Below are 10,581 nucleotides of genomic sequence, written 5' to 3' on the forward strand. Positions count from 1 at the left end.
GGTACTCAATAATCTAGTCCGAAGTATTCGTCGATGCGCCTTTGGCATGCCTGGTTTTCAGCATCTGCGGCTGCGGGTCATGGCCATTTCAGGGTGAACATTAAAATTGTCAGACAACCAGCCTGCTTAGCGCTTTACTTCGACCCATCCCTTAGCCGTGCGGCCTTCCTGGTCGCGCAGCAGGTAGTAATACACGCCATCGGGCAGGTTTTCGCCGCGCCAGTCGTTGCGGTAGCTGCTGGTTTCATATACCTGATTGCCCCACCGGCTGAAGATTTTTAGTGCGGCCGGCTTGCAGCTGAAGCGCGGCACAAACTGCTCATTGAGTTGCTCCGGGTCGTTATTGGGCGTAATGATATTGGGAATAAATACTTCGCTGACTACAACGGGCGCGAAGTTGGTGACGACTACACAATCGGAGTAGCGGGCCGTGAGCCGCACCTGATACAGCCCGGGCTTCGTGTAGAGGTGGGAAGGAGCCGCCTCGGTAGAAGTGGTGCTGTCGCCGAAGCTCCAGAGGTAGGTGCCGCCGGGCAGGCTGGGCTCGAACTGGCAGGTGAACGGGGCCAGGCCCGTGTACAGCGGCGCCGCCTCGCACACCGGCACGTTCAGGGCAACGTTGGAGGCCGGCGACGGAGCCAGCACCACGGTGCGGGTGTCGGAAGCAGTACAGGTTTTGTCGGTAAAAGTATATTTCAGCGTGATGACAGCGCCCCGATTGTTGGTATTAGGCGCGGTGAACAAGCCAGTAGACGTTATGCCCGGCCCGCTCCAGGTGCCCCCGGCCGGGCTGGCTCCCAGTAGCTGAACCGGGGCGAGCTCGGAAGCACAAAAGGTAAGATTGGGGCCGGCTTCCACGGCGGGCAGTGGATCGACGACGACGGTGCGGGTGGAGGAGGCGCAGCGGGTGGTGTCGCTGAAGGTATAGCGCAGCGTGTGGGTGCCGGCCCGGGCCAACGACGGCGTAAATATATTGCCGCTCACGCCGGGCCCACTGAAGGTGCCGCCGGGCGGAGTGGCCGAGAGCGGCAGGGGCGTGGTGCTGCTTTCGCACTGCGTCGGCAGGGCCGCAAAGGTGGAAGGCACCACGGGCGTCACGGTCATGCGCAGGGTGCGGGTGCTGATGCAGACACCCGTGGAAACCACCGAATACGTCAGGATGTTGGCCCCCAGCAACGAAGTGGTAGGCGTGAATAGGTAGCCGCCGCCCGGGCCAGCCGATACGCCCGCGCCCGTCCAGGTGCCCCCGCCCGGACTGCCGCCCAGCGTAATCGGGCCGGCATCGACGCACACGTAGCGGTTGGGGCCGGGGTCGGCGAGGCGCACGCCGAAGTCAATCTTGAAGGCAGCGTTGTTGCAGTTGCTGCTCTTGTTGGTGGTCGAGAAGTTGCCGGTAGGCAGCACCGGGAAGCCCGAGGTGCCGGTGCAGCCGCCGCACACGGCCTGGTACACCAGGCCGCGCTTATCGAAGCGGGAAGTACCTCCGTCGACGTGCTCGCCCCGCCCGCCCTGCTCGCCGAAGAAGGTGGCATATTCCAGGGTTTTCATGCCGGGTGTAAACTGCGCGATGTAAAAGTCGGAGCCGTCGGTGGATGTTTGTAGGGCTGTAGGTGTGGTAGGCAGGCCAATGGTGCTGCCGCCACTAAATCCCCCGTTCACGGTGCCGCCCCAGCCACACACGTAGATTCGCTCGCAGTCGTCGACCAGAAAGGCCGTGAGCGACAAATCGGGCGCGGAGCGGCCGGTGCCAAACTGGGTGGCATAAAGGCTTTGCGTCAGCGTAGGGTCGAGCTTCTGGACGAACTGCTGCCCTTTCTTGGTGTAATAAAGACCAGCAAGAGGCGGATAGGTACCGGTCGTCTGCCCCAGAACGTAGACGTTGGCAACCGCATCGAGCTGCACGAAATACGCCTGGTCGTACGCCTCGGTGCCCAGATACGTGGCCTGCTCCAGCTTGGTGCCCGTGCTGTTGAGGTGAGCCACGAAGCCGTCCACGTCGCGGGCGGGGTGCTTGGGCTTATAGCTGCCGGCCGTAGCCGGAAAGTTGATGCTGGTGGTGCCCCCACTCACGTACACGTCGCGGGCGGTAGTGAGCTGGATGGAATAGGCGGCATCGTCGCCATCACCGCCCAGATAGGTGCTCCAGAGTAGATTTCTCAGATCCGGACTCAGCTTGCAGACCACGGCATCGGTAGCGCCCCCGCCGTTGCTGCGTTGCACGCCGGTGCCGTTTGCCAGCGGAAAATCAAGGCTGCTGGTCACCGACGCCAGATACACGTTGCCGTCGCCATCCGTAATGATGTCGCCCCGGAACTGGTCGCCGTAGTTGTGGGCCAGGGCTCCGGCGGTGGTGCCGGCTAGCACGAGACCGTCGGTGCCGGTGCCGCCTACGTAGGTGGAAGCGGTCAGCACCGCCCCGTTGGCACTGAGCTTGCTGACCAGCAGGTCGCTGCCCCGGCTGTAGCGCAGACCATTGACTGACCGGATGCGCGGGCCGCCGTTGAAGGATTCATCGTGGGCTCCCTGCGTCACCGGGTAGTTGCTGGAGCTGGTAGAGCCCAGAATAACCAGCTCGCCCGCCGTATTAACCACCAGGCTATGCGGTGCTTCGGTAGAGTCGCCGCCGAGGTAGGTGGCATACGCGCGCGACGCCGGGCCGCTGGCCGTCGTGTTATATTTGATGATGGCAATATCGACGAGGCCGTTGAAAGACGTGTCGTAGGCGCCGGTGCTGACGGGGTAGCCCAGGCCAAACACGATGCCGCCGGAGTACATATTGCCTTTCTGGTCGTAGGTGGCCGTGAAGCCCCAGTTGTCGGAGGTGGAGCCGGTGAAGGAAGAAAACAGTATCGTAGGGTCGATAACCAGCGGCTGCTTGTGGTTGTAGCGGCCCAGGCGGAACGACACTACGTTGTGTTCCAACACAAACTCGCAGCTGACCGGCACCCGTTTTTCGCCGTTTTGCTGCCAGGCCTGGGGCGCTTGCTCCACGATGGTGCCTACCGAGGTTTGCACCCGGAGCTGCCCATTCTGTAGGCTGAGCTTATCGGCCCCGGTGTAGCGCAGCCGAATCTGCTCGGGCCGGGCTCCGGCCTGCAGCAGAAAATCATATTCGAGGTGGGCGCTCTGGTTCTCGTAGAGCTGGGCGCTGATGCCGGGGTAAATATCGGCGTAGCGCACTTGCCGGAAAGCCCGCACCCCAGCGGCCCAGCGGCTGGCGTCGCGGCCCAGAAAGTAGTTGCGCCGGTCGGTGGTGGCCTCCGTAGCCGTAAAGTCGGGCGCGGGGTTGCCGCCTTCGAAGGTGACGGAGTAGGCGTGGGCGCGTAGTCGGTCGGTGGTGGCGGCGTGGTCGTGGTGCTGGGCTACTGCCTGCGCATCGGCAAAGGCGTAGGTAAAGCCCTGATTTTCCAGAAACAGCCGCCCTCCCGGCACCTCGGCCATGTAGCGCGCCCGGCTGTTCCACTGGCCTCGGTTTTCAACAAATTCCAGCGTGCGGACCGGCGGCTCACTGCTGGCTCCCGCCACCGCACGGCTGCCAATGAGGCCAAGAATAACAGTCAACAGAATAATGGGTAGCGTGGCGCCGCGCCGTATACATAGAAATTGCATAGCGAAAGATACATCCAAAAAGACGGAGGTTTGCAGGCGGAAATCCAGCTGTGCCGCCAATGTGGCCGTAACCTCTACCTTTGCCTGGCCCGCTTAGGGTTTTCGATTGTGCGCCGTTCCTTTGCCTTCAAATGTACTCTGCTCGTACTAGCGTGGCTGCTGCTCGCCATTGCCTGCGTGCAGATTCCGCCCCGTATGTTCTGGCCCGCCGGCTTCGGGGCCCTCACCCTGCCCGTAGCGCTGGCGCTGAATCTGCTGGCGGTGGGCTACTGGCTGCTGCGCCGCTGGCGCGTGGCCCTGCTGCCGGCGCTGGTGGCGTTCCTTACCTGGCCGCACCTGCAGCGCGGTCTGGCTGTGCATCCGCTGCGGCAGCTAGCGGCCCCGGAGGCCAGCGGCCAGCGGGTGCGGCTGCTGAGCGCCAACGTGCGGATTTTCAATGTATATCCGCAGCTGCGCGACAAGGACCTGGGCTCCTCCCGCCGCTTCATGCAATGGCTGGCCGAGAATCCGGCGGACGTGCTGTGCCTGCAGGAGTTCTACAATGAGCCCGCCGGCACCGGCGACGGAGCCGTATTTCGTAGCACCGACAAAATAGGCCGGCAAACCGGTCGGCAGGTCTTTGTATCCAAAACCCTGACCAATAGCGCGGGCGGCGAGTTCGGTATGGCTATTTTTTCCCGCTTTCCCATCGTGCGGCGCGGCACTATTGCCTTCGAGCGGCTTTCCCAGAACCACGCCATGTTCGTGGACCTGCGCCTGCCTTCCGGCGACACGATTCGGGTATTCAACTTTCATCTGCAGAGCATGAGCATGGCCGAGCAGGACATCGTGGACAGCTACTCCAGCAAGCAGGGCTTCGAGCGGAAAGGCCGGGGGCTGCTGCGCCGCTTCCGCAACGGCATGGTGGCCCGCAGCACGCAGATCGATACGCTGGTGCGGCGCTTCGAGCAGTGCCGCTACCCGATGCTGCTCTGCGCCGACCTGAACGACCTGCCCTACAGCTACGCCTACGACCAACTGGCCGACCGCTTCCAGAATGCCTGGGCTACGGTGGGTACCGGCGTGGGCGCTACCTACAATGGCCGGCTACCCTTCGTGCGCATCGACAACCACTTCGCCAGTCCGCAGTGGCACATCGGGGAGTTTCAGGTACACTACGAAATTCCCTACGCCGACCATTTCCCAACTTCAGCTACTTACTGGCTGCAAAATGCCAGGAAAACGGGCCGGGCACCGGACGAGCCGTAGAGAATATACTGCGGATGGAACCGCTCATACTGGGCAATGAACTTTTTGTGCTGCTGCCACAGAGTTATGTACTCTTCTTGTGCTAAAGAGTAGCTCATTTCGCTATAAACGCGTGTAAGGTCCAGTTAACGCCCGCAGCTCGCCGATTTTGCTACAGGAGCCAGCAGCAGATACCGCGCTGTTCGTGGGCGCTACACGCCGGGCTCACCGCCAAATCTTTCTACTTTTGCCAGATGCACCACCCGCTCTCCCTTTATAATACCCTTACCCGTCGCAAAGAGGCATTTGAACCCGTTCAGGCCCCCCTGGTGGGCGTCTACCTCTGCGGCCCTACCGTTTACAGCGAAGCGCACTTGGGCAACGCCCGCGGGCCAGTGGTATTCGACGTGCTCACGCGCTACCTGCGCCATCTGGGCTACACCGTACGGTATGTGCGCAACGTTACGGATGTGGGCCACCTCGAAAGTGATGCGGATGAAGGCGAGGACAAAATGGCCAAAGCGGCCCGGTTGCAGCGGCAGGAGCCCATGCAGATAGCCCAGCATTTTGTGAATCTCTACCGCCAGAATATGCTGGCCCTGGGCTGCTTGCCGCCCGATATCGAGCCCCAGGCCAGCGGCCATATCACGGAGCAGATCGGCATGGTGGAGGAAATCATTGCTAACGGCTTCGCCTACGAGGCCAATGGCAGCGTGTATTTCGACGTGCCCCGCTACAATGCCGAGCAGGAACGCTACGGCAAGCTCTCGAACCGCAGCATCGACGACCAGCTGGCTGGCACGCGCGATTCGCTGGCCGGGCAGGAGGAGAAGCGGAGCCCGTTGGACTTTGCCCTCTGGAAAAAAGCGGCTCCCGAGCACATCATGCGCTGGCCTTCGCCTTGGGGCGAAGGTTTTCCGGGCTGGCATCTCGAATGCTCGGCCATGAGCCGCAAGTATCTGGGCAGCCTCTCCGACATCCACGGGGGCGGCCTGGATCTGATGTTTCCCCACCACGAGTGCGAAATTGCGCAGTGCCAGGGCAGCCATACCCACACCGATGAGTCCCGCTTCTGGGTGCACCACAACCTGATAACGGTAGATGGCACCAAGATGAGCAAGAGCCTGGGCAACTTCGTGCTGCTGGGCAATATGTTCAAAGGCCCCACGGCCACGCTCACGCAGGCCTATTCGCCTATGTCGGTGCGCTTCTTTCTGTTGCAGGCGCACTATCGCAGCCCCGTCGATGTGTCGGATGAGGCCCTGCAGGCGGCCCGCAAGGGCTACCGCAAGCTAATGAACGGGCTCCGTCTGCTCGGCAAGCTGCGCCGGCCGGAAGGCACTGAGCAAGCCGCCGATACCGAAAAGCCGGACGCCGAGCTGCGCAAGCTGGTGGCCGACATTTTCGTGGGCCTCAACGACGATTTGAATACGGCCCGCGCCATTGCCAGCCTCTTCAACCTGCTGCGCAAGTTCAACGGCTTCTTCGCCAATCTGGCGACGCTGGGCACCGTGAGCGACGCGGCCTTGCAGGAAGCACTCGCAGCCTACCGCACAGTGGTGACGGATATTCTGGGCCTGCAGGATGAGCCACGGGCCAACGCCGAGCAGCTGCTGGAACTTACCCTGGGCTTTTATCAGGAAGCCAAAACGGCCAAGGCCTACGACACGGTAGACCAGATCCGGGCGGCGCTGAAAGGCCAGGGCATTGTAATTAAAGACACCAAAACCGGCGTTGACTGGGCATATGAAGAATAACCGAATTGGACTTGCCTTGGTAGCCGCCCTTGGGTTGCTGCTGGCCGGCTGCCAGGATAAAAGCGAAACCACTACCACCGGCACTACCGACGCCGCTAAAACGCTGGCTGCTCCCGCTTTCAGTGCCGACTCGGCCTATGCTTTCACGGCTCGGCAGGTGGCTTTCGGGCCCCGCGTGCCCAATAGCGCCGCCCACGTGGCCACCGGCGACTGGCTGGTGCGGCGGTTCAAGAGTTACGGGCTGACGGTGAAGGAGCAGGCGTTTGAGGTAATGGCGTTCGATGGCAAAATGCTGCGCTCCCGCAACATCATCGCGCAGTTTCAGCCCCAGGCCGCCCGGCGCGTCGCCATTTTTGCCCATTGGGACACGCGCCCTTTTGCCGATAAAGACAAAGGCCAGAAGAACGCCCCGCTCGACGGAGCCTCCGACGGGGCCAGTGGCGTGGCCGTGGCCCTGGAAATAGCCCGCGTCCTCAGCCTGCAGCCCGATAGCCTGCAGCCGGGCGTTGGCGTCGACTTCATCCTGTTCGACTCGGAGGACTATGGCTACGATTCTTCCACCCAAGGCGACCTGAAAGACCAGCTCGGCGCGCAGGGCAAGGACAGTTGGTGTTTGGGCTCCCAGTATTGGTCCAAAAACCTGGTGCCCGCCGGCTACAAGCCCAGCTACGGTATTTTGCTGGATATGGTGGGGGCCAAAAACGCTAAGTTCAGCCGGGAGGCGCAGTCGTTGCAGTATGCCCGCGACGTAGTGGACAAGGTGTGGAACACGGGCGCGCAGCTGGGCTTTTCCGACTATTTCCTGTTCAAGGATATGGGCGGCATCGACGACGACCACGTGTACACAAACCAAGCCGGGGTGCGCACCATCGATATTATCGACACGGTGCCCTTCGGCGACCAGACCTTCCCTGACTACCACCACACGACCCAGGACAATATGAGCATCATCGATAAGCGCACGCTGAAAGCGGTGGGCCAAACCGTGCTCCAGACGATATACGGCGAGTAAGCCCACCATGGAGTACAGCAGCGAGGCCCGGTAACGCATGTTGCCGGGCCTCGCTGCTTTTTGCTGGAACAGGAAAGCTCCGCTTACCACGCCCTGCGATGTGACGTGAATCTCTCTGCTATTTGACGCACAAATCTGTTACAGATACTGCAGATGAGTGCCGGCTGCCGCTACCGTGAGCTGGGCGGCGCGGCCACAAATCAGGGCCATATTCTGCGGCTCGTGGCCCACGGGAAAGCCGTAGGCCACCGGAAACTGGTATTTGTCGGCGTATGTGGCCACGATTTCGTAAGCGGTTTGCCCAAAAGGCACGGCATTATCGTGCGGGTCGGTGAAGTGGCCCACGAGCAAACCGGCCAGGTTCCGGAGCTTGCCGGTGCGGTCGAGGTGCACCAGCATCCGGTCGATGTTGTACAGGTACTCGTCGATGTCTTCCAGGAACAGAATGCGGCCGGCCGTGGCACAGTCGGAGCGGGTGCCGCTCAGGTTTTGTAGCAGCGTCAGGTTGCCGCCAATAAGCTCCCCGGTGGCTGTGCCGGCCCGGTTGAGTGGGTGCGCCGCCACCGAAAAAGTCATTGGCTCGCCAAAAAGCACCCGCCGCAGGCTCTCCAGCGCCGCCTCGCCGCCCGGCTGCCCAAACAGCAGCGGCATCACCCCGTGAATACTCTCGTGGCCCAGCGTCAGCAGGTGGCAGTTCAGGGTCGTGACGTCGCTGAAGCCGGCAATCCATTTCGGGTGTTGGGCAAAGCCAGAGAAATCAAGCTCGTCGATGATGCGGGTGGTGCCGTAGCCGCCCCGGGCGCACAGAATGGCGCGGATATCGGGCGCGTCGAGCTGGTGCTGGAAGTCGCGGCGACGCAGCGCGTCGGAGCCGGCAAACTGATGGTGCTCGGCCGTGATAGATTCGCCCAAAACCACCTCCAGCTGCCAGCTGGTGAGTGTTTCGACCGCCGCCGCCACTTCTTCCCGCGTCACTTTGCGCGCCGTACTAACGATGGCAACCCGGTCGCCGGGTCGGAGGGAAGGAGGAGTGGTGGGCATAGCGGCCAAGCAAATTAGGATAGGGCAAACCTACGCAAGCCGAGGCGGCGGCCCAAGCCGCAACCGCGCCCGGTGGGTGATTATCCGGGGTTATTTTCGGAAATAGCTTCTGATATACGCTGTTAACCAGCAACTTTATGCTTGTTAACAGCGTGCTGCTAAGTACTCAAGCAAAAGTAACCGTAGCAAAAAAGACGGTCATGCTGAGCGCAGCCGAAGCATCTCTACCGCAGCAGTAAATCAATTACTACGGCGGTAGAGATGCTTCGGCTGCGCTCAGCATGACGTTCTAAATTCAGTACGCTTATTTCTGCACGACTACTCACTCTGCCACTACTGCGTTTGTATATGAAAAAACTTTTGCTCTGCTGCCTGCTTATCTCGATGCTAACGGCGCGGCTGGCGCACGCGCAAGCCCAGATTGATACTACCAGAGGCCGCTACCATCAGCCTGTTTTCCCAGCTATTACGACCCGCACCGATGTGGTTTTTGGCTCGGCGGTGACCTACACGGGCACCACCCAAACCCTGCGCATGAACATCTACGAGCCCACCGGCGACACCGTGCGCCGCCGGCCCGTGCTGATCTTCGCCCACGGCGGCGGTTTTGTATCGGGCAGCAAAACCGACCAGGACGTGACGGAGCTGTGCCAGCGCTACGCCCGCCTCGGCTACGTCACGGCCAGCATCGACTACCGGCTGCTGTTCTTTCCCTTCGATACCGTGAATATTGCGCGGGCCGCCATCCGCGCCACCCAGGATATGCGGGCCGCCGTCCGCTTTTTCCGCCGCGACGCTGCCACCACGAAAAGCCACCGGATTCACCCCAGCTACATTTTCGCGGCTGGCAGCTCGGCGGGCGCATTCATGGCGCTGCAAACCGCTTACCTGGACAAAACCAGTGAAGTACCCGCCTACCTGGACCTCGCGCAGCTGGGTGGTATCGAGGGCAACAGCGGTAATCCTGGCTATGCGAGTACGGTGCGCGGCGTCATCAACCTGTGCGGGGCGCTGGGCCGCTTGCAGTGGCTGGAGGCCAGCGACGTGCCATTGGTGAGTATGCACGGCACCGTAGACGCCACGGTGCCCTACGGCAAAGGCACCATCGGCAGCGGGCTACCGCCCCAATTGGTGTACGGCAGTGGCGCGCTCAAGCCCCGCGCCGATGCCGCGGGAATTACGAATGCGCTATATGCCTTCAAAGCCGCCGGCCACGTGCCCTACAGTGGCACCAGCGCCCGCAGCGTAGCCTATCTGGATACCACGTTCCGGTTTGTGCGCGACTTCCTGCGGCCGGTGCTAAAGCAACCCGGCACGGTTACCAGTACCCGCCCGGCGGTGGCGCCCGCCGCAATGCAGCTGTATCCGCTGCCCGCCGCTGAGGCAGTACGACTAGTGGCCCCCGCTGGCCAGCCTTTCCAACCGCGGGAGCTGGAGCTGCTCGATGCTACCGGCCGGCTCGTGCGGCGCTTTCGGTGGGAGCACCGGGAGCAGCTGATCCAGCGCGAAAGTTTGCGGCCCGGCGTATACCTGCTCCGTGGTTTTGGGTTGGAGTCGCAGCGCGTGGTGTTTGAGTAAAAGCGTGTGTGGGACGTGATAAAAATGTTGCTTGTGGCAAGCGCAGCAGGCTGCTCTTTTAACTTACCGTCTAGGCAACCACGAACAGTGAATAGTGCCAACGGCGCCTACGTGCCAGCCATAAAAAAACTTGCTACCGATGTGGTAGCAAGTTTTTTTATGAACGAAGCTGTTTAGGAAGTCTGGGAATTGACTTTTGAGCGTCATGCTGAGCTTGTCGAAGCATCTCTTGTCTCGTCCGGCTAGGGCTATACATCACTCAGTTGATGTATGACCGAAACCGAGCGGCCCCCACGCCGGGCCAAAAATGAGAATTATGCTATTGCCTTCCGCCAGGAGGCCGTGCGGGTAGTCGAA

6 protein-coding genes are annotated in these 10,581 nt (G+C 61.6%); 4 read left to right on the forward strand and 2 right to left on the reverse strand.

All coding sequences use genetic code 11. The features are described from left to right. Positions 1–126: 126 nt before the first annotated feature. Positions 127–3,609, reverse strand: coding sequence for a DUF7948 domain-containing protein (locus E5J99_RS20200; RefSeq protein WP_135499621.1), 3,483 nt, complete (start codon positions 3,607–3,609; stop codon positions 127–129). 108 nt (positions 3,610–3,717) lie between these two features. On the opposite strand from E5J99_RS20200, the gene E5J99_RS20205 reads away from it, so the two are divergent. The 3 genes from E5J99_RS20205 to E5J99_RS20215 all read left to right on the forward strand — a co-directional run bounded on the left by E5J99_RS20205 (position 3,718) and on the right by E5J99_RS20215 (position 7,605). Continuing rightward, positions 3,718–4,857: an endonuclease/exonuclease/phosphatase family protein gene (locus E5J99_RS20205; RefSeq protein WP_135499622.1), complete on the forward strand. Its 1,140-nt coding sequence runs from the start codon at positions 3,718–3,720 to the stop codon at positions 4,855–4,857. A gap of 233 nt (positions 4,858–5,090) precedes the next feature. Continuing rightward, entirely contained in the window at positions 5,091–6,593 is a 1,503-nt protein-coding gene (gene cysS / locus E5J99_RS20210) for a cysteine--tRNA ligase (protein ID WP_135499623.1), read from the forward strand. Next, positions 6,583–7,605, forward strand: coding sequence for a M28 family peptidase (locus E5J99_RS20215; protein ID WP_135499624.1), 1,023 nt, complete (start codon positions 6,583–6,585; stop codon positions 7,603–7,605). The genes cysS and E5J99_RS20215 overlap by 11 nt, the downstream gene beginning before the upstream one ends. Positions 7,606–7,743: 138 nt before the next feature. Here the strand turns inward: E5J99_RS20215 and E5J99_RS20220 are convergent, their stop codons facing one another. Further along, positions 7,744–8,646, reverse strand: a complete 903-nt coding sequence (locus E5J99_RS20220) for a S66 peptidase family protein (protein ID WP_135499625.1) — start codon at positions 8,644–8,646, stop codon at positions 7,744–7,746. Between the two features lie 348 nt (positions 8,647–8,994). Here E5J99_RS20220 and E5J99_RS20225 point away from each other — a divergent pair, with 348 nt between their 5' ends. Beyond that, on the forward strand, positions 8,995–10,224 hold the full coding sequence (locus E5J99_RS20225) for an alpha/beta hydrolase (RefSeq protein WP_135499626.1): 1,230 nt from the start codon (positions 8,995–8,997) through the stop codon (positions 10,222–10,224). Positions 10,225–10,581: the final 357 nt, after the last annotated feature.

Source organism: Hymenobacter elongatus, assembly GCF_004745955.1.
Taxonomy (GTDB): domain Bacteria; phylum Bacteroidota; class Bacteroidia; order Cytophagales; family Hymenobacteraceae; genus Hymenobacter; species Hymenobacter elongatus.